14 protein-coding genes are annotated in these 20468 nt (G+C 48.1%); 5 read left to right on the top strand and 9 right to left on the bottom strand.

Translation table 11 applies throughout. The features are described 5' to 3' along the window. Positions 1–28: 28 nt before the first annotated feature. Positions 29–2641 carry a tetratricopeptide repeat protein gene (locus tag IT233_13740; GenBank protein ID MCC7303697.1) on the top strand — a complete coding sequence of 871 codons (2613 nt, stop codon included), beginning with the start codon at positions 29–31 and terminating at the stop codon, positions 2639–2641. 45 nt (positions 2642–2686) lie between these two features. On the opposite strand, the gene IT233_13735 is transcribed toward IT233_13740, so the two are convergent. Then, positions 2687–4705, bottom strand: a complete 2019-nt coding sequence (locus IT233_13735; GenBank protein MCC7303696.1) for a tetratricopeptide repeat protein — start codon at positions 4703–4705, stop codon at positions 2687–2689. After that, complete coding sequence (locus IT233_13730) at positions 4675–5235, bottom strand: hypothetical protein (GenBank protein MCC7303695.1); 561 nt, start codon at positions 5233–5235, stop codon at positions 4675–4677. Before IT233_13730 ends, IT233_13735 begins: the two co-directional genes overlap by 31 nt. Before the next feature lie 109 nt (positions 5236–5344). On the opposite strand from IT233_13730, the gene IT233_13725 reads away from it, so the two are divergent. After that, positions 5345–6064: a YebC/PmpR family DNA-binding transcriptional regulator gene (locus tag IT233_13725; protein MCC7303694.1), complete on the top strand. Its 720-nt coding sequence runs from the start codon at positions 5345–5347 to the stop codon at positions 6062–6064. Here IT233_13725 and IT233_13720 read toward each other — a convergent pair. The 3 genes from IT233_13720 to IT233_13710 all read right to left on the bottom strand — a co-directional run bounded on the left by IT233_13720 (position 6061) and on the right by IT233_13710 (position 9067). Next, positions 6061–6972 (bottom strand): M28 family peptidase, encoded by a 912-nt coding sequence (locus tag IT233_13720; protein ID MCC7303693.1) that lies wholly within the window; start codon positions 6970–6972, stop codon positions 6061–6063. The genes IT233_13725 and IT233_13720 overlap by 4 nt on opposite strands. A gap of 87 nt (positions 6973–7059) precedes the next feature. After that, positions 7060–7578 (bottom strand): ferritin, encoded by a 519-nt coding sequence (locus IT233_13715; protein MCC7303692.1) that lies wholly within the window; start codon positions 7576–7578, stop codon positions 7060–7062. Positions 7579–7606: 28 nt separating this feature from the next. Beyond that, positions 7607–9067 (bottom strand): hypothetical protein, encoded by a 1461-nt coding sequence (locus IT233_13710; protein MCC7303691.1) that lies wholly within the window; start codon positions 9065–9067, stop codon positions 7607–7609. Positions 9068–9164: 97 nt separating this feature from the next. Here IT233_13710 and IT233_13705 point away from each other — a divergent pair, with 97 nt between their 5' ends. Next, complete coding sequence (locus IT233_13705; protein MCC7303690.1) at positions 9165–9848, top strand: T9SS type A sorting domain-containing protein; 684 nt, start codon at positions 9165–9167, stop codon at positions 9846–9848. 33 nt (positions 9849–9881) lie between these two features. Here the strand turns inward: IT233_13705 and IT233_13700 are convergent, their stop codons facing one another. Continuing rightward, positions 9882–13142, bottom strand: coding sequence for a gliding motility-associated C-terminal domain-containing protein (locus IT233_13700; protein ID MCC7303689.1), 3261 nt, complete (start codon positions 13140–13142; stop codon positions 9882–9884). A 64-nt stretch (positions 13143–13206) separates the two neighbouring features. On the opposite strand from IT233_13700, the gene rnr reads away from it, so the two are divergent. After that, positions 13207–15480, top strand: a complete 2274-nt coding sequence (rnr, locus tag IT233_13695) for a ribonuclease R (protein ID MCC7303688.1) — start codon at positions 13207–13209, stop codon at positions 15478–15480. Here rnr and IT233_13690 read toward each other — a convergent pair. Then, on the bottom strand, positions 15477–16967 hold the full coding sequence (locus tag IT233_13690; GenBank protein MCC7303687.1) for a hypothetical protein: 1491 nt from the start codon (positions 16965–16967) through the stop codon (positions 15477–15479). The two genes, rnr and IT233_13690, sit on opposite strands and share 4 nt — an antisense overlap. A 177-nt stretch (positions 16968–17144) precedes the next feature. On the opposite strand from IT233_13690, the gene IT233_13685 reads away from it, so the two are divergent. Further along, positions 17145–19133: a KUP/HAK/KT family potassium transporter gene (locus IT233_13685; GenBank protein ID MCC7303686.1), complete on the top strand. Its 1989-nt coding sequence runs from the start codon at positions 17145–17147 to the stop codon at positions 19131–19133. Positions 19134–19333: 200 nt separating this feature from the next. Here the strand turns inward: IT233_13685 and IT233_13680 are convergent, their stop codons facing one another. Continuing rightward, positions 19334–19933, bottom strand: a complete 600-nt coding sequence (locus IT233_13680) for a mobile mystery protein B (protein MCC7303685.1) — start codon at positions 19931–19933, stop codon at positions 19334–19336. Further along, on the bottom strand, positions 19924–20361 hold the full coding sequence (locus IT233_13675; protein ID MCC7303684.1) for a mobile mystery protein A: 438 nt from the start codon (positions 20359–20361) through the stop codon (positions 19924–19926). Before IT233_13675 ends, IT233_13680 begins: the two co-directional genes overlap by 10 nt. Between the last annotated feature and the right edge of the window lie 107 nt (positions 20362–20468).

The following is a 20468-nucleotide window of genomic DNA, read 5'->3' as shown; positions in this document are numbered from 1 at the left end:
CTTTGGGTTATAGTAAGTGCCTGATTTTATGGGGCTGACAATAAAATACACCCGGGTCGTATTTACGGCCCTTTTTATTCTCTTTTTGGTGAACTCCTGTTCCACCAAAAAGAACCGTTGGGTGAACCGCCAGTACCATAACCTGACCGCTCATTATAACGGTTATTTCTGGGCCCGGGAGGCGATCAAGGAAGGAGTAGACAAACTGGACCGTTCCCACATTGATGATCATGACAAGATCCTGCCTTTTTACCGTTATGCAGACGACAAGGCCGCCAAATCAAACATTCCTTCCTGGGATAAGGCCATTACCAAAACATCTCTGGTAATTGCCAAACATTCCATGCTGATTAAGGGAACGGAATACTGCCGCTGGATCGATGAAAATTATCTTGTACTGGGTCAGGGGCATTTTTACAAGCGGGATTATTACGCAGCCGTAGAGGTGTTTGAGTTCATGGTACGACAATATAAGAACAACCCTTCGCGCTACGAGGCCCTGCTCTGGCTCATCAAAACCTACAATGCGCAGAATAGTGTCATTAACACACAAAGCATTATTGACCTGCTGGAAAGTGATAAAGGATTTCCTAAAAAGTTCCAGGGAATGTTCGATATTCTTCGGGCGGAGTATTATGTGAAAATGGAGAATTATCCCAAGGCCATCGAATACCTGATCCGGGCCATTCCGGCCGAGAAAAAGAAAAAACAGCGGGCCCGGTTCACCTATATTCTCGGGCAGTTGTATGAGCAAACCGGAAATCCCAAAAAAGCTTCGCACTACTACGAGCAATGTACCAGGATGAGTCCTCCTTATGAATTGCTGTTCAATGCGCGTATCAAAAGGGCCATGACAGCATCGGGCGCTGACAGCAAGGAAGTAAAGAAGCTCCTGACTAAAATGCTGAAAGACGAAAAAAACAGAGAGTACCGTGATCAGATTTATTATGCCCTGGCCGAGCTGAACATGAAAGACGGTGACACCACACTGGGCATGGAGCAACTGAAACTTTCGGCCGCTGCCAGCATGGTTAACACGAAGCAGAGAGGGCTGTCGTACCTGAAGCTGGCCGACATTTATTTCTCACATCAGGATTACGTGCCCGCACAGGTTTATTACGACAGCTGCGCAAGTTTTCTGCCAAAGGATCACCGCCAGTATCCGCTGGTCAACAATAAAAAGACATCGCTCACCGCACTTATTAAGAATATCCGGATTATTTCCACCGAGGACAGCCTGCTGCGGCTTTCCGCTATGGACACCGCAAAACTGACCAAAATGATAGAAAAAATCATTGCGGATCTTATAGAAGAAGAGAAGAAGAAGGAAGAGGAAAAAATCAACAATCAGAATAATATATCCAATACCCCGTGGAATCCGAATAGTCAGAACCAGACAGGTAACACCACAACCGGCGCATGGTATTTTTATAATCCCGCCCAACTCAGCTTTGGAGTTTCCGACTTTTTGAAAAAGTGGGGAAACAGAGAAAGAGAAGACGACTGGAGAAGAAGCATAAAGGAGACGGACCCTTCTCTGGTAGAGAATCCGGAGCTGAATAACAAGCAGGATACTGTGAAAAAGGACGTGAAGTTGGCCGATAACAAAACCAGGAATTTCTACCTGAAAAATATTCCCTTTAGCGAAGAGCAGAAGCTGAAATCCAACGAAAGAATTATAGAGGCCTATTATGCACTGGGCGGTATTTACAAGGAACAGCTTCAGGATCTTCCCAAAGCAAATTCCACCTTCGAGGAACTGAACAAGCGTTATCCCGGAAACAAGTATGAGCTTTCCTCCTGGTACTCGCTCTACCGCATTGCACTTACCGTGAAGAATACCGGTGCCCAGCAGAAGTATAAGTCACAAATATGTACCAAATATGCGGAGTCAGAAATCTGTAAACTGGTTTCCAATCCTAATTATGCCAGTGAAAATGCCGGGAAGAAGTCGGAGGTAGAGAAATTTTATAATGATACCTATGATCACTATGTGAACGGACGGCACGCGGAAGTAATCCGTAACGCCTACCTGGCCGATTCGCTGTATCCCAAAAGCGAATTTATGCCGAAGTTCGCATTGTTGAATGCCTATTCGGTGGGAAGAACCGGAAGTGTACAGGATTATAAAAACGCACTTCAGAGGGTGATTGCAAAATATCCAAAGGATCCCGTGCGGCAGAAAGCGCAGAACCTGCTCGACGCGATTGAACGTGTGGGTATAACCAATGTGGCACCTAAAGACACCGCACGGCCTGCTGAGCCGGATTTTATTTACCATGCATCAGCAGAGCATTTTTGCGCCATCTTTATCATGAATAAAAAGGTAAAGGCACCTGATCTGGCTGGAAAGCTTTCCAATTTCAATACGGAATACTTTTCACTTGCCTCGCTGGGGGTTAGCCCGAACCTGCTGGATCTTGAAACGCAGATCATACTGGTAAAGAGCTTTCAGAGTGCGTCAAAAGCAATGGATTATTATTCCATGCTCGTCGGGGACCTCAAAGTATTCAAGGATCTTCAGCCAAAAGATTATAAAATAACAGTCATCTCGGCAGACAATTGGGCGCGGCTTTTCAAGAGCCGGAAGAAACTGGAATACATCACCTTCTTCGAAGAGAATTATAAGAAGAAGAATTAGTTAGCCATTGCCGGCCAACAATTATCACTCACCGCCAACTACCTACTATTTCAGTTTTTCTAAAAATCCCGGATCGGGTTTAATACCGAGTTTTTCAGCACGGGCAACGGCATTTCTTGCGGCTTCTTTGTTTCCGGTTGCCACATATCCAAAAGCCAGATTGTAATGGTAACTTCCGTTATCCGGATTTAACTGAATGGCTTTGTTGATTTCTGTAATTCCTTCAGCAGGCTTTGATACATTCAGCAGGGCAGTACCTTTAAAGAAGTAGAGTTCCGCATTTTGAGGGAACGTCAACAGCAGTTGTTCGCAAAGCCGGATGGTTTCGGGATATTTACCAAGATTCAACAAACTGCGCGCTTTCAGTGTGAAGGCCTGTTCAGAACCGGGAGACAGCTTGAGTGCGCTTTCCATGTCGGCAAGAGCCTCCGCGTTTCTTCCCAGGTTGGAATACGTAAGGCCGCGGTTGAGGTAGGTCTGAAGATTACCGGGATTATACTGAATGGCTTTTGAATAAGCATCCAGCGCCTTGGAAATATCTCCCTTTAGCGCATATACATTACCGAGATTACTCCACACCCCGGCATCTTTGGTTGCCGCACGGGCCAGCACATCGTAATCGGCAAAAGCGCTGTCGTATAATTGACGGTCGGCATACCAGTTTCCGCGGTTTTTATAGGCAGTTTCAAATCCTCGCTTTTTTACTTTCACCACATTCCCGTCTTGTTCAATCAGGAAAGGATATTGGTCAATAACATCTGTCCATAACACCCCACTGTTGTGCCATATCTGGACTCTGCTGTGCGTTAGCCATCCGCAAAGCAGCGCAAATCCGGCAACAGCACCCAGCGCAAGATTACGACGCCGGGAAACAAGAATCTTTTCAAAACCCATGCCGGCAATAAAGAAAAGCCCTATGTACGGCACATAAGTATAGCGGTCGGCCATTATGGCCTGCCCCACACTGATGAACTGCAGGACGAGGGCTACCATCAGGGAATAAAAGCCAGAGCCAAGCAGAACAACGCGAAACCATTCGGGGTTTTTCTTTCGCAGGTAGATGAGGGGAATCGTGAGAAGAGCGCTTGCGAGCAACGGCGCGAGATAGTACAGGGCGGGAATGGTTCCGTGTTCATCAAGAGCCGGATACGGATAAAATGCACTCAGCCCGAAAGGCGCAAAAAGTTTGACCACATACATGATAAACCCGTAGGAGGCGAACATGATGCGCTGACCGAGGGTGAACACTTCAAATTCGGCAAGCGCCCCCCGGTCCTGAATCTGCACCGCATTGTAGCCAAACCAAAGCGCCAGCAGGAGAAAAGGAATTTTCTCGGCGATCACACGGAAATTAAACTGACGTTGCCGGAAAACATCAATGAGGATAAGAACCAATGGGAGCGGTACCGCCATGGCTTTGCTGAGACAGGAAAGTGCGAACAATAAAAAGCTGATGCCAAGCCACAGCCATTTTGAGCCTTCTGTAAAACGCAGGTATGCCAAACAGGAGAGTAAAAAGAAGAAACAGTACAACACATCTTTTCTTTCAGAAATCCATGCTACACTTTCTACATGCATGGGATGGATTCCGAAAAGAAGCGCCGTTAGCCCGGAAGCCCACCATTTTCCTCCTGTGAGCGACCAGATAAACAGGAAAACAAGCAAGGTGTTTGCCAGGTGTATCATCAGGTTGGTAATCGCAAAAGGTGTTACATCCAGCGTGTTGGTTTTTTTGTCAAACCCCTGTTTGTAATTCCAGGCGAGGGTCATCATCGTAATGGGGTGGTAATTCAGCATTACATCGGTGGACGGATCCCAAAGTATGCGCCGCTTATCCGCGTTGTATTCTTTTACCAGGGGCTGCTCCAGCACATAGCCCGGATCGTCCCAGTTAGTGAATTCCTTTTTATCGGAAAGCAATGAAGTATAACAAAGGAAAGTAACGGCCATAACAGGCAGCAACCATTTCAGGAGCGACATCCGGGCGGATGAAGCACCGGAAGGTTGGTGCTTCTCCCTGGCAGATTGCTTTTTCATTCTGCCGGCGTTTGAAGTCTTATCCATTCGGTATAGAGTTCATCCATATCAGATCTGTTATTTTCACTTTCTGTGAAGATATGACACAGGGCGGTTTTATACTGCCAGAAAGTAAACGGACGCCGGAGAAACCGTTCCTGCCGCGGATCTTCCAGTTTGCGCGACATTGCTCCCTGAACGGCACCAAGGTCGCCGTACGACAAAAAGGTTCGTTCTTCAAGTATAATCATGGCGTTTTTTTTCAGCCGCACGCGGGCCGAACTGCTTTGCCGGAGGAACAGTTGTTGTTGAGAATCGAAATAATCCGCAGGGCGTACAAGGCTGAAATGCTCCTGTTCGGGAATGAGGGTGAATGTGTCCGTATCGAGCAGCGTATATCCCTTTTGAAGTGCAAAAAGAACGGCTCTTTTCAGGTCCGGGGAATAAACGGGTTTTTTTTCAGGGATCGGAAGGCGGTCTGTTTTTACAACCGAATCTTCTGTAGGGGGAGTAGAAACTTCCGGCGCAGAACAGGCGAAAAACAGCGTCGTTGTCACTATGAAAAGCGGTATCCGCATCAACCGAAATTACGTAAATTTACGGTTTGGGAAGAATTTTAATCCCCGGAAGGTTCAGCAGGCTTAGTGCCGGCAGAAGCATGGTTGAAGGGTAACTAAAACAAAACATATGGGACGCATTTTCGAAAAGAGGAAGCACAAGATGTTCGCGCGCTACGCGAAAATGGCCAAGGCCTTTACGCGTATCGGGAAGGAAATTGCCATTGCCTGCAAACAGGGCACGCCTGATCCGGAACACAACCCGCGGCTCAGGGCGGTGATTCAGAACGCCAAAGCGTTGAACATGCCGAAGTCGAACATCGATTCAGCCATTGCACGAGCGAAGAGCAAAGACGCTTCTAACTTTGAAGAAGTAACCTATGAAGGATACGGTCCTCATGGTATTGCGATAGTTATTGAAACTGCCACCGACAATCCCACCCGCACAGTCGCCAACATCCGCATGCATTTCAACAGGGGAGGAGGCTCGCTGGGGAAAACGGGCTCGCTGGATTTTCTATTTGAACGCATGGGCGTTTTCAAGATTGCCAGGCCGGCCAATGTAAATCTGGAAGAACTGGAACTGGAATTGATTGATGGCGGATTGCAGGAAATTGCGGAGGCGGAAGATGGAATCTATATCTACAGCGGATTCACGGATTTCGGAGCCATGCAAAAAGCGCTGGAGGATAAAAAACTGGAAGTGATCAGCTCCGACAAACAGCGTTTCCCGACCAACACAACGGAACTGACTGATTCACAATCGAGGGAAGTTATGCACCTGATTGAAATGATTGAAGAAGACGATGACGTGCAGGTGGTGTATCATAACATGAAGGAGACGGATTAAGCCGCTACCACGGCCTGGTATATTCCGTTAACAACCTCCGACATTTTACCGTAGTTTAATGTTTGCCAGGTGTCGGTTTTCTCATGGTAATTTTTGTTACGGTAGAATGCCGTATCGGTAATCATTACTGCGTTGTAACCGAATCGCCAGTAATTCAGATGATCGGAGAAATCAATGCCCGGTATGAACGACGGTGCGGAAATGCTTTTCACCGTAAGATCACAGCCGCCACGGAGTTGTTTTTTAATCTTTCGTAAAAAGCGGCCCTGCCCCGGCTTTCCCACAATGGCGATGTAATTACCGGTGGTGGGATAGAAGAGCTTTAGTATTCCCGCCGGATAATCCTGCGACCCCTTCTGTTTACTGAAGTACCCTATCATTTCCAGGCAGATCATGCCCTTGACACGGATATTCGAATCGCTCAGCGATTTTGCATGTATGTAACTTCCCATTTTTTCAGTACGGAAATGCGGCGGTTCTTCCAGAGTGTAAAAGACAAGTTCAACACAATAGGAGAGAACCGGTCCCTCTTTCCTTAGCATGCGGGCCAGTTCAAGTAATCCTGCGCTACCACTGGCGTTATCATCTGCTCCGGGCTGATCTTCACAAACGTCATAATGCGCGCCAACTACTTTGCGGGAGTGAGAGGGATCTCCGTAATACGCGATGATGTTTTTATATTTTTTACCACTCACGTCGTAAACCTGGGCTCGCGGAGTGTAACCGGCAACCCGTAATTCCTGCTCAATATAAGCGGCGGCAGAATCCAGCCCTGTTTCATGGCCGAATGAACGGGGTGAAGGCAGGCTGCTTAAATGAACAACATCTTTTTTTAGCCGCAGACTATCGGCACCGGCGAAAGGTATCCGTTTGGCACTTCCGGGAACCGGATTGCCGATCAGCAGGATTAAAAATGAAGGAAGTACAATGAGCACCCCCAGCGAAATGAACGCCCTATGCCTCGTTTTCTTTCTCAATACCGTTCAGTGGCTGGTTCAGGCTCCTGCCTCGCCTTTCCCAAGTGTACCGGTGAGCGCCTCCATGTCGCGGTCGAACAGATACAGACCGCCTTTCTCTCCGCCAATCAGCTTGAGCTTATCCAGCACATTTCGGGCCAGCGCTTCTTCCTCTATCTGCTCGGAAACATACCATTGCAGAAAGTTGTGAGTAGTGTAATCCCTTGCTTTCAGGCATTCCTCTACCAGGTTATTGATCTCGGAAGAGACATGGATTTCGTGCTGCAAAATATCTTCGAATACTTTGGCTACCGACTTGAACTTTCCCGAGGGAGCCCGCAGTGCAGGAATAGCAGCACAACCGCCTCTTTCGTTAACGTACTTGATCAGTTTGAGCATGTGCATCCGTTCCTCATCGGAATGGTGATACAGAAAGGCGGCCACTCCGCTCATGCCCTGGGTTTCGGCCCAGGAGGCCATTGACATGTAAAGGTGCGACGACTCTCCTTCGAGAAGAATCTGTTTGTTTATCGCAGATTCAATTTTTTTTGCAAGCATAGGGTCTTTTTTTCTGGTACAAAGTTAATCAATTTGCAGGATCCATCTTACGGCTCAACCAGTGATCGTAACGGATAATATCGGATGAGGCGTCCGGATTTCTTTTTAAGAAGAACCGGATGTTTTTGCGTAAGGCCTGGTCAAACCGCAGGCTTTGAGTCTCCGCCAGCCCGGCAATGATCTCCAGTACTTCTTTCTCTCTTTGCAATGCCGGATCGCGCCACTGTTTTGGAAACTCCTTTTTTATTTGTCCTATTTTATGCAGAACGTATTCGGTGTCTCCTGTTTCCAGCCGGATCATCAATTCCACTATACTCACCTTGTACCTGAAGCCTGCGTCGAGCGACCTGAACGACTCGCCCATGGTGAGTTTTAGCAGATAGCGCAGCGAGGGCTTGAATTCCCGTATATCGAAATGGGTGACGGCGAGGTTCAGGTGAATAAAGACGTCATAGATAGGCAGCTTCTTAATTACCGGGTGATCTCCCGCCTCGTGGAGTACCGCAATGGCTTTCTGCACCTGTATCTGGGAATAATTGATCACCAGCACATTGTAATAAAACGCCAGGTATTTCTCGTACAATGCGGAATCGTATTCTTTCATTGCCGCGTGCAGCACTTCCGCCGTTTCCAGAGACTCTTTGTAAAGTCCGAGCTTAAAGCGGCAGTTCGCGATATAGGTCAGCATCTGCAGCTTGGTGTCGTGGTTGCTTTTCTGAAAAAACCGGTCATCTACAAATTCTATGTAGGTGCGCTGGAGGTATTTTTCCAATGAACGGAAATCGTTTTTCTGCAGCAGAATCTTACTCACGGCTTCGTAAATCTTTTGTCGCAGTACCGGATTGTGCCGGGTGTTTTTGTCCCTGGCAAAATCATTCACCGTTTTTTGCAAAAGCTCCAGGATCCGTGTATCGGTGCCGCCCAGATTTTGGGAGGTCTGTAAACGGTAGATCACCGCGGCCAGAATATCATCAATCTGGCGTACCTGCTCCACTTGTCCCTGATTGTCTTTTCGCTTCCGGATGTATTCCTCCGGATTCACAAGCATGGTCTCGTGCGAAAGAAGAATAAACTCTGAATAAATCAAATCAAGCAACTGAAAATTACTCAGCTGTACCGCCTTCTTTTCGGCACGTGATAAAAAATAGGAAGCCACTTTCCACATAGACCGCTTCCTGAAATGTATGGCCAGTGAGATCTGATTCAGCACCGACCGTGTATCTTCTTCGTTGAAATATAAAAGCGAAAGGGTTTTCATCAGGTCTTCCAGTACCCTGTTCTTTAACCGGTATAAAGAGTTCTTTTCTTCGCCCTTGTAGAGCTTTTTCATGATCACTTCCTCATCGTACTCCGGGAATTGCTGTTTGATCAGGTCGAATAGTTTCCCGTCCATTCGCTCTCCTGAATCCCCCGTACGATGGATAAAAATTTTGTAACTTCTTGATTCTTCTTTAGTTAGCGATCCTATGATACTTTGGAGTATATCCATGGTCTTGCTTTTGAACGCGTAAGAAAGATACAACTATTAATTGAATGCGCGCTGCCCTTCCGGTAATTTTACGTCTGAACAGTAATTCACATTTATAATGAAAAGACTTTATTCACTGATCTCCTTTCTTGTGCTTCTGGGAATGGCTCCTGTTTATTCCCAGTTTACACTCGGCTTTGCTGATAGTAATCAGATCACCAATATTCCAACTACCGCATACTATAACGACCAGGCAACCTATTTTGTATGGGTAAAGAATTTTTCTTCTTCTTCTACCTATCAGGGAACAATTTGGTTGTATACATCGGTGGATTCCGGAAACGGGGCGGATACAGTTCAGATTGATACTTTTTCGGTGGTCATTCCCCCCAACGACAGCCTTCCTCTGGTGTTGAATGAAGTGTACACCCCCAATGATTACCGCATCGGAGGAAATATTGTAGTGATCTGGCCCCAGGCGATGAATGCCAACTGGCTCAACGGATCCACTCTCCCTTATCCGGTTTATATTCTGGGATATAGCAGCGTGGCTGAAACAGACGAAGAGAGCAAGCGCATCTACCCTGTGCCCTGTTCTAATTCACTCACCATTCGCATTCCTCCAGGAAAGGAGAAACCGGAGCATGTAATGATCCTGAGTGCAGATGGAAGAGTGTTACTGGAAGCGCCGTTCAGCGCTACGCTTTATCTGGATCCGGAATGGTCGCCCGGAACATACATTCTGGAGTTGCGGTATCATTCTGGGAAAAGAGAACACCTCCGCGTGGTAAAGGCGCAATAAGAAAAGACTCCGGCATTTCTCCGGAGTATTTCTTTATTTCATAATCATAAACCAGCCGGTTTTTGTAAAGGGCAGATCATCCATACCTGTTCCGTTCAGCACATAGTAATAACATCCGTCGGAGAGCAATTGTCCGTTCGGTGCCTTTCCGTCCCAGCCCGCGGTTATCGGATCCCAGGTATCAATCAGATTTCCCCAGCGATTATAAATTTCTACGGTAGCTGATTTTAGTCCCTGAATAGTGGCAGTCAGAATATCGTTGCTGTTATCGTTATTGGGAGTAAACACATTGGGTATGATCACACTTATTTCCTGTACCACTTCCACTGTCAGGTAAATTGTATCTGCACAGGCAGGGTTGTTGTTGTAAACGATGAGCATTACAGTATAAGTGCCCGGACTATTATAGGTGTGAGAAGGGTTTTGGGCATTAGAGAGCGGGCTGCCATCGCCAAAGTTCCAGATGTAGTTGGTGGCACCGGATGATGTATTGTTGAAATTTACAGGCAGCGGGCTTATTCCGGAAGGAGGAACTGCGCTGGCGTTCGCATTGGCACCAATGATTTGATTTACGGTTACCGTTTGCGATGCCGTACATCCGTTTGCATCCGTGATCACTACCGTATAGGTTCCGTTAGTTAGTCCGGTTGCTGTTGCCCCGGTTTGTCCGTTGTTCCACAAATAGGTGAACGGGGCACTTCCTCCGTTCGGAGTTCCGGCGGTGGCCGTTCCATCCGTATTACCGCAGGTTTGATCCGTAGAAGCGCCGGCTGCGAGCGTGTAGGCGGGATTAACATTGATGGTCACGGTTGCAGTGGCCGTGCATCCGTTCGTGTTGGTGACGGTTACTGTGTACGTAGTGGTGGCGGTGGGTGTGGCGGTGGGATTTGCCCCGGTGGAGGCGCTTAGCGAACCCGACGGTGTCCAGGCATAGGATGTTCCTCCGCCCCCGGTAAGAGTGGTGTTAGATCCAAGGCAAATACTGTTGTTCGTTGCAGAAGCAGTGGCATTGGGGAGGGCGTTCACAGTTACCATAATGGTGGATGTGGCGGTACATCCGTTGGCGTCTGTGACCAGCACGGTATAGGTTGTGGTTGTGGTGGGATTAGCAGAGGGAGAAACAACCGTGGAGGAACTTAACGAGGAAGACGGAGTCCAGGCGAAGGAAGTTCCGTTACCCGCAACATTCAGCGTTGTAGAGCTTCCGGAACAGATGGCCGCCGGCGTGGCGGTGGCGGTGGCCAGCGCCTGGTTCACAGTAACTGTTACAACCACGGTTCCCGAACATCCGTTGGCGTCAGTGATGGTAACGGTATAGGATGTAGTGGTAGTAGGTGTGGCTACCGGGTTGGCAATGGTGGAATTACTCAATGAGCTGGTGGGTGTCCAGCTGTAACCTACGCCTCCTGATGCGTTGAGTTGTGAATTTCCTCCCAGACAGAACGCCGGGGGCGAAGCTGTGGCGGAAAGATTTGGAGGGGGAACCACATTGATTGTAGTAGTAGCCGTTGCCGTGCAGCCGTTCGGTGCCGTTACCGTAACTGTATAAGTGGTGGTGGTGGTGGGTGTTGCGGTAGGATTAGCGATTGTTGAATTATTCAGCGAAGCCGCGGGAGTCCACACATAGGTTCCTCCGCCGGTGGCGTTAAGCGAAGTGTTTCCTCCCGGACAAATGGTGTTGTTTGTTGCCGACGCGGTAGCGTTGGCTGTATTCACTGTAACAGTAACCGTGGTGGTGCCGGTACATCCGTTGGCATCGGTTACCGTGAGTGTGTAAGTGGTGGTTACGGTTGGCGATGCTAATGGATTACTGATAGTAGAATTATTGAGCGAGGAGGCCGGCGTCCAGCTGTAGGAAGCGCCGCCGGTTCCGGAAAGTTGTGTGGTGGATCCGGAACAAATCGGATTGGTGTTTGCCGAAGCAGTTGGTGAAGGTGGTGTGAATACAGTAACCGTGACAGTGGCCGTGGAAGAGCAACTTCCGTTTGAGACGGTCACAGTATACGTTGTGGTTACAGTGGGAGAAGCTACCGGGTTGGCAATCGTTGAATTATTCAGTGAAGCTGCAGGAGTCCAGGTATAGGAAGTACCTCCAGAGGCGTTCAGGTTGGCAGATCCACCCGGACAAATGTTTCCGCCGGGTCCGGCGTTTGCATTGGGCGGAGGAAGTACTGTTACCAGTACCGTGGCCGAGCCTGTACATCCGTTCGCATCGGTTACTACTACGGTATAGGTAGTGGTGGTAGTAGGAGAGGCTGTAGGATTGGCCAGGGTGGAATTGTTCAGTGAAGAGGAGGGCGACCATACGTAGGAAACACCGCCGGAGGCACTTAAACCGGTAGACTGACTCTGGCATATTGTGACAGGACCCGAAACGGTAGGCGAAAGTGATCCCACCGTAACCGTCACCTGATCGGTCCAGCTCGTGTTATCACAGGAATAGGTGATCTGTGCGGTGTATGTTGTAGTAACAGTAGGACAAACGGTAACGGAAAGATTGTTCGAGATGGGTGTCACGCCCTGAAGCCACTGAAAAGTATAGGCAGGAGGATCAGCGGGGGAAAACCTCCAGGCATCGTTAAAAGCCGTCCATTGCGAGCTGTTTCGTCCGGGTACCGTGTAAGCAATGGTTCCGAAAAAATTATGGATGCCATGCACTGCCGTTCCGCCGGCCCAGGCACAGGGTCCGGGCTTGGCCTGTATATGCGTTTCAACAATGTTCGTTGTTTCATATAAAGTGATCTGGAATGTTCCTGTAAGGAAGGTGCAGTTATATAATGCGCAGTTGTTCCAGGATACCACCAGACGGCGAAAAGGCGCTGTTCCGTAAACCTGGTACCGAATGGTTCCTCCCGAAGGCGCAGGATACCAGTCCTGCCATGGCCCCATGATACAATCTTTTGGAACCGTTGCGGCTGTATTGGGAACGGAAGCCGCGGTATAAGCAGTAGGTCCGTTTGAAAATCCCACCCACCCGTTGGTGCCAATATAAAACTGGTTACGTGTTACGCCGAAAAAACAAAAATTGAATCCGATAGCGTATGGTCCGTGTACTTCATCATCAGAATTGCTTTGCCACACCAGCGCAGTTCCGTTGGTGAACGGATCCGGCGCGTACGGAATTTGCGCAACGGTGTAGGTGTTGGTGCCGAGTGCCGGTGTGATGGTGGCGGTCAGGTTGGCACAGTTCGGAACGCAGATATTCTGATCGGCTCCGGCATTCACCGCGGTTTGAGCCCGGAGTGCGGCTGTAAGGCCGAGCAGTCCCAGCAGAAGAACAAAATTTTTAATCATAGCAGATCTTTTATCAATTATCCCTTTCCCGAAATCCCTGTCTTTTATCCCTATCTTTATCCCCATGTCTTCAAAAATAAGAAGAAAGAAAGGAGTAAGAAATAAAAAGTACCTGTTTGAGGAGGTGATCGAGGCGCTGCGATACAGCAAGGGCAAGCCACTGAATTATAAGCAGATATCATCGTTTCTAGCCATTACAGAGCACGGACAGAAAATGCTGGTTCAGCATATTCTGGAAGATCTGGTTACAAAAGGAATGGCGGAGGAGACCGACCGGGGAAAATTCAGATGGAAGTTTGAAGGCAAACAGGTAACAGGACGTGTAGAGCGGCTGATGTCCGGATCAGCGTATGTTATTCCCACCGAAGGAGAAGGAGACGATATCTATGTTCATGAATCCAAACTGCACGGAGCGCTTCACGGAGATATTGTCAGCCTGAAAGTGAGTAAAGGCCGAAGCGGACGAAAGGCAGAAGGAGAAGTGGAAGAGGTAATTTCCCGCGGACGATCCGAGGTGGTGGGAACCCTGCAGGTTAAAGGGAAGTTTGGTTTCCTGGTACCCGACAACCAGAAATTCGGTGCAGATATTTTTATTCCTGAATCTTCGCTCAAAGGAGCAACGGACAAACAGAAAGTGGTGGTAAAAATTCTGGAGTATCCGGAAGAGGATAATCCCATAGGAGAAGTCCTCCGCATTCTTGGCAATGCCGGGGAAATGGATGCGGAGATTCACGCTATTCTGGAAGAATTCGCCCTGCCGTATTCGTTTGATGAAGCGGTGATCAGGGAGTCGGAAAAAATTCCGAGGACGATTACGCCGGAGGAAATTAAAAAGAGAAGAGATTTTCGCGAGGTGCTCACCTTTACCATTGATCCGTTTGACGCGAAGGATTTTGATGACGCGCTTTCCCTGAAAAAACTTCCCAACGGGAACGTGGAAGTGGGCATTCACATTGCGGATGTTACGCATTACATGAAGGAGAATACCCTGCTGGAGAAGGAGGCTTACGCCCGTGCAACATCCGTTTATCTGGTGGATCGTACTGTTCCCATGCTGCCGGAGGCATTATCCAACGACCTGTGTTCCCTTCGCCCTGATGAAGACAAACTTTGCTTCGCCGCGGTGTTTGAACTGGACAGTGAAGCCAGAATTAAAAGCGAGTGGTTCGGTAAGACAATTATCCATTCGCGGCGGCGTTTTACGTACGAGGAAGCGCAGGAACGGCTGGAGAACGGTACCGGCGATCTGGCGGATGAGCTAAAGCTATTAGATGATCTGGCGAAAAAACTGCGAAGGGACCGTTTTCAGAAGGGAAGCATAGGTTTTGAAAAACTGGAAGTGAAATTCAAGCTGGACGAGGAGGGGAACCCCCTGGGTGTATTCTTTAAACAAATGAAAGATGCTAACCAGTTGATCGAGGACTTCATGCTGCTGGCTAACCGCAGGGTGGCTGAATTCATCGGTATGGGAAAAACCCTTAGCGGGAAAGCAGCGGCACCGCGCCCTAATGTATACCGCATTCACAATTCACCGGATCCGGAGAAGATGCGCTCTTTCGCCGATTTTGCCTCTAAGTTCGGATATAAGATCAGTACCAAAACAGAACGGAGCATCGCGGAATCACTTAACAAACTAATGAGCGATGTTCAGGGGAAGCCCGAAGCCAATGCGATTGAGCTCCTCGCTATCCGCACCATGGCCAAGGCCGTTTATTCCACAAAAAATATCGGGCACTACGGGCTCGGATTTGAATATTATTCTCATTTTACTTCTCCCATCCGCCGCTACCCGGATGTGATGCTGCACCGGCTATTGGAGAAATGCCTTAGTAACGACAAGCATTATCCCAAAGAGGCGGATCTGGAGTCAAAGTGCAAACACAGCTCCGAAAGAGAAAAAATTGCGGCCGAAGCCGAGCGGGCCTCCGTCAAATACATGCAGGTCAAATTCCTTGGCGATAAAATCGGAGAGGAGTTTGACGGGGTGGTGTCGGGAGTTACTGAATTCGGTTTTTTTGTAGAACTGAACGATTCGCTCTGCGAGGGAATGATCCGCCTTCGCGACATGACGGACGATTATTATTATTTTGACGAGACCAGTTATTCGGTGATCGGAAAACGTTTCCGGCGAAAAATTACACTGGGCGATAAGGTGAGGATACTTGTAAAGAGAGCGGATCTTGCGCGCAAACAACTCGAATTTGCCCTGGTGGAAATGGGAAACAAAGGAGCCGGCCCTTCCCCGAAAAAAGAAACGCGCCCCGGAAAACAACAGCCGGCGCATCCCCTGCCAAAAAAAGGCGGCAGCGTAAAAGACGAATGGGGGTTTGAAGTTTAACGGTATTCGCAGAGTTCAAGGTATTCGAACCGGAAGGGTGCTCCGTTGCGGTACAATTGTCGGCCGAACTGGGTGAGGGTATCAGGGAAAGAATCGAGCCAGTTGTTTTTTACAAGATAAATCCGTTTCATTTTTGAGGCGGCCCACATCCGGTCGTAGTTCCGGATCGGCTCGTGCTCTTTCGGAGTTCCGGTGATCTTGCCGGGATCACCCGCGCTGAGCAGGTACGAGTTCCAGTACGTTCCCAGCACCGCCCCGCTGTCGAGCCGCGTTGTAATTACACGGTGTTCAGCAAAGGAAAGATGTTTATCGCCGGTTGCCGCCCAGGGGTAATGAATCAGGGAATCTACCGCGGAAAGAAGAACGGCAGCAGTGAGGGCGATGGTGGCAGCCAGGCGAATTCTTCCGGCCTGCATACAGCAGATGCGAAAAAAAATTCCCAGCAGCAACAGATAGTAGGGTACTACAAAATACCTTGCCTGGAATGAATTCAGAGAAACCCATTCCGAGAACAGCAAGGCAAAGAAAGTAAGTACGGATGAAAAGAGGAGCAGGTTAGACAAGGGGAAGGATTCATTTTTTACTCTTCCGCTCAGGAAAGTGAGCCCCAGGATAAGCAGCAGCAGCCAGGCATGAACTGAAACCAGAATGTTAAAAACCCGGAAGGCGAAGGCGCGTGTGACCTCATTGAAGAGCTGGAACAGCCCGTCTGTGACCACGGATATATCGGAAACACGGTACACGGTATATTTGAACTGGTAAGCCTGTGATTTGGCAAACAGGAGAAAGAAAACCCCTGCCAGTAAGGCTACAAAGGATGCGGCAATGTCTGACCGGCTCATCTCAAACGGAATGCGAAAACGGAAAACAGTGGACGTACCTTCTTTACCCATATCCAGCGAGGGCTGCAGAATAAACAGCAGGAAAAGAGGCAAAATCACTACCGACATATCATTGGTCCAAACGGAAAGCATCCATGAAAAAAGGGAACAGCCCAGCAAAAAACTTTTTTTAAGGGCATGGCCGCGAAATTCCCTGTACCTGTAGAGGAAAAAGAAGCTGAGTCCGATCAGGAAAAACTGGGCAGTGTACGGTTGTCCTACAAGCAGATTCCAGGAAAAAAACGGGAATGGCATGAGCCATGCCACGGCAAACAACAAACGCAGGAACAACGGACGCAGTTTATCGGTAAGTAACCACAGGGCGGCAGCACTGAGCATCCATTGAAGAACCGAAACAAGCCAAACTGTATGCACAGGCAGCCATCGGAACAGGTGGGCGAGGGCGGGCAGCAGACTTCCCAGCCGGTCCTGTCCCCAGTAATATAGATCCGTTCTCCAGTTAAAATCATACGCCTGGAGCACAGGAATCACCATGTCGGAATGTAGATCAAAATGAAAGACAGGAGAAAAATGCAGAAAAGAAACGATGCAGGCCGTCAGAAACACGGTGCCATACACGGGATAGAGGATCTTCTGGCTTCTCACTTTTCAAAAGTACCTTTTTGCGTCGAAAGGTCTAAAGGTCAGATTTGTGACGCAGATCATAATCAGATGATTTATAGTGTTTTGCGAGGCCGTTGATAAACAATTTCGACGAATATATCCTGTTGAACTGATTTTGGTGAGCAGGAAAACAAGTAAATTTGCACCCTCGCTGATCCTGTGCAAAACGGATATCATAGTTACCTGAGCAAGGTTACTGCCGCCGGACTTCTGGTTACACTGGGGATCATTTACGGCGATATCGGTACCTCCCCGCTTTACGTATTGAAAGCCATTGTAGGCGATGGGAAAATTATTTCGGCCGATGTGGTGCTGGGAGGGATTTCCTGTATTTTCTGGACTCTTACGCTGCAAACAACATTAAAGTATGTGATGCTTACATTACGTGCAGATAACAAGGGGGAAGGCGGAATATTTGCGCTTTACGCGCTGGTAAAGAAAACCAAAGTGAAGTGGCTGATGTATCCTGCAATAATTGGCGGGTGTTTTATTTTGGGAGATGGAATTATCACCCCTCCGATATCTGTTGCGTCGGCAGTAGAAGGATTAGGTCAAGTTGAATCCTTAAGTCACATCCCCACTATTCCTATTATTTTAATCATTCTTACATTGCTTTTCACGATTCAACAATTCGGTACAAAGTTCGTTGGAAAGTCGTTTGGCCCCATCATGATGGTTTGGTTCTTGATGTTGGGAGTTTTAGGAATTATTCAGGTTTCGGACAATTGGGGAGTTTTGGCCGCAGTAAGTCCGCATTATGCATTTAATTTATTATCCGATCATCCGGAAGGATTTTGGCTTCTGGGAGCGGTATTTCTCTGCACTACAGGGGCTGAAGCTTTGTATTCAGACCTTGGCCACTGTGGGAGGAAGAATATTCGCATCACCTGGATCTTTGTGAAAACAATGTTACTTATAAATTACTTTGGACAAGGCGCATGGCTCATTGCGCGGGATGGTGAACAGCTCAGCAGCAATCCATTTTATTCCATTATGCCGGAATGGTTTCTGCCTGTCGGGATCACCATTGCTACTGCCGCTGCCGTTGTTGCCAGCCAGGCGTTAATCTCCGGATCATTTACCCTGATCAACGAAGCCGTGCGTTTGGATTTCTGGCCCAAAGTCAGGATTAAATACCCTACAGAATTAAAGGGACAATTGTATATACCCTCGGTGAACTGGTTGTTATGGGCAGGCTGTGTTGGAGTAGTACTTTATTTTAAAGAATCGTCACACATGGAGGCGGCCTACGGACTAACCATCATTGTAGGGATGATAATGACCTCATTACTTCTGATCTGGTACATGAGGATCAAGCACTATAAAGGAATTTGGATTATCGGGTTCATCGTAGTGTATTTAATTGTGGAGTCTGCCTTCCTGGTGGCAAATTCCCGAAAATTCTTTGAAGGCGGATGGGTAAGTTTAATGATCGCATCCATCCTCTACCTTGCCATGTGGTGCTGGCAGGGTGGAAGAAAAATCCGCAATCGTTATGTGGAGTTTGTGAAGCTTGACGATTATGTGCCCATGATTGCGGAGCTGAGCAAAGATGAAAGCATACCGAAATTTGCCACGCATTTAGTCTATCTTACCAGCGCAAATAAGGCCGATGAGATTGAACAAAAGGTGGTGCATTCTATTTTACAACGACGGCCAAAGCGGGCGGATATATACTGGTTTGTGCATGTAGACGTGGTGGATGAGCCTTACCGGATGGATTATAAAGTGATTGAGATCGTAAAGAATGATATTATTCGTGTTGAATTCAAACTGGGATTCCGTGTGGCACCCCGAATCAACCTCATGTTCCGCAAGGTGATCGAGGATTTGGTAGCGAACCACGAGGTGGATATCACTTCACGCTATGAGTCATTGGGAAGAAGCGGGGTAATCGGCGATTTCCGCTTTATAGTGATCGAGAAGTTCATGAGCTTCGAGAACGAATTCCCCTTCCTGGAAAAGATCACCCTGGACATTTACGGCATTCTCAAGTGGCTGGGGTTATCCGAAGGCCGCGCCTTTGGCCTCGACACTTCCTCTGTGGTGGTGGAAAAATTTCCGCTTGTGATCAATCCTGTTAAACTGCAGAGCATGAAGCGGGTTTTCCCAAAACCTCCGGCCGAGGAAGGGAAGAACGGGGAGTAGGGGGTTAGCCGCCAGACTCTTGCTTATTCCAAAATCAAGCCTATGTACTGTTATAATGTTGGTAGGGTGTTGGAAAGAATTATTCCAGCCCAAATGTACGATGGCGTAATTCTTATATCTCACGTTAGCCCATCCCAAAGATATTATTTCAAGACGAAGGAGTAATCAATGGCAAATATTCTAACAGGATGAATAACTATTCAACTCCTCGCAAACCGTATCAGCGCCGTGTATTTTCCCCGGTCGGCTTCACGCAAAGCTTTTAAGTAACGCTCGCGAATTTCTTCGGACGATTCGGTGGCTTGGCTTCCCCAGGTGTAATAATTCCCATCAAAAACATGACGGATCAAGAGGTCTGCCATTAAGCGCGAATGTCGTCCGTTCCCATTAGGAAAGGCGTGGATGCATACGAGGCGATGTTTATTGCGGATCACTAATTCGTCCGGCGGGAAGCTTTCTTCCTTGATCCATAGCCGTACGTCATCGTTCAGTTGCCTGAGCTGTACGGGAATTTGTTTCCAGTTCACCCCCAGATTGGTATCGCTCCTTCGGAATTTTCCGGCCCACTCCCAAACACTCCCAAACATCCTCCGATGAATGTCCCTGGTAAATTGCTCCGATAACAATTCCTCCTCATCAAAATTTTTACCCAAGGTCCATTCCAACGCTTCCTGAATGTTCAAGTGTTCACACCTGTTCAGCTCCTCCCGGGTTCGGATGCTTTTAATCAAAAGCCCGTCACGGTCGCCTTCACTCAGCAAAGTCTGCCCATCAGACGAATCTCCCTTTTTCAATCCCATAAATACCGGGGCATTTTCAGCATCAACTCTTCGGTCTTCTGGCGGATGGCATTTTCAATCCATTCTTTTTTTGCACCCTGTTTTTCCAATATCATCGTTTGGTGCGTGCGCATCACAATTTCTTTGGCCTTTTCCTCTGCCCTCTGACGGATCATTTCTTCTATCCCTTTCTCTTTTGGCACCAGCGCGTAAACCAATTTCATATTCATTGCCTCCGCCGCCTGCTGCAGGGCATGCAGGGTGATGCTGGCCTCGCGCTCCCTCCGCTCAAGATCATTCACACTCTGGGCGCTAATGTTCAGTCGTTTGCCCAATTGTCTTAACGACATCTGAAGTGCGCCACGCATCCACTGAACCCATCCGGATTCAGGTTTCGGAGGCAAGGAAATAGCCATAGGATCTTCAAAAGAGACTCGTTTAAATTTCATAATATAGTCTTATATAATTAAAGCAAATATAACACTATATTATGAAAACGCAAAACTAAGTCCGTAGAACTACAGTTCCAAAGATCTTCGTAAATCTCACTAAATCA

The sequence above is a fragment of the Bacteroidia bacterium genome (assembly GCA_020852255.1).
In the GTDB taxonomy this organism is placed as follows: Bacteria; Bacteroidota; Bacteroidia; order JADZBD01; family JADZBD01; genus JADZBD01.
This window is presented reverse-complemented; position numbering and strand designations above follow the sequence as displayed.

Excerpts from the sequence above, each read along its gene's own strand:
- IT233_13740 (MCC7303697.1), top strand. The coding sequence starts at position 29 with ATGGGGCTGACAATAAAATACACCCGGGTCGTATTTACGGCCCTTTTT.
- IT233_13735 (MCC7303696.1), bottom strand. The coding sequence starts at position 4,705 with ATGGATAAGACTTCAAACGCCGGCAGAATGAAAAAGCAATCTGCCAGG.
- IT233_13730 (MCC7303695.1), bottom strand. The coding sequence starts at position 5,235 with ATGCGGATACCGCTTTTCATAGTGACAACGACGCTGTTTTTCGCCTGT.
- IT233_13725 (MCC7303694.1), top strand. The coding sequence starts at position 5,345 with ATGGGACGCATTTTCGAAAAGAGGAAGCACAAGATGTTCGCGCGCTAC.
- IT233_13715 (MCC7303692.1), bottom strand. The coding sequence starts at position 7,578 with ATGCTTGCAAAAAAAATTGAATCTGCGATAAACAAACAGATTCTTCTC.
- IT233_13710 (MCC7303691.1), bottom strand. The coding sequence starts at position 9,067 with ATGGATATACTCCAAAGTATCATAGGATCGCTAACTAAAGAAGAATCA.
- IT233_13705 (MCC7303690.1), top strand. The coding sequence starts at position 9,165 with ATGAAAAGACTTTATTCACTGATCTCCTTTCTTGTGCTTCTGGGAATG.
- IT233_13700 (MCC7303689.1), bottom strand. The coding sequence starts at position 13,142 with ATGATTAAAAATTTTGTTCTTCTGCTGGGACTGCTCGGCCTTACAGCC.
- rnr (MCC7303688.1), top strand. The coding sequence starts at position 13,207 with ATGTCTTCAAAAATAAGAAGAAAGAAAGGAGTAAGAAATAAAAAGTAC.
- IT233_13680 (MCC7303685.1), bottom strand. The coding sequence starts at position 19,933 with ATGGGATTGAAAAAGGGAGATTCGTCTGATGGGCAGACTTTGCTGAGT.
- IT233_13675 (MCC7303684.1), bottom strand. The coding sequence starts at position 20,361 with ATGAAATTTAAACGAGTCTCTTTTGAAGATCCTATGGCTATTTCCTTG.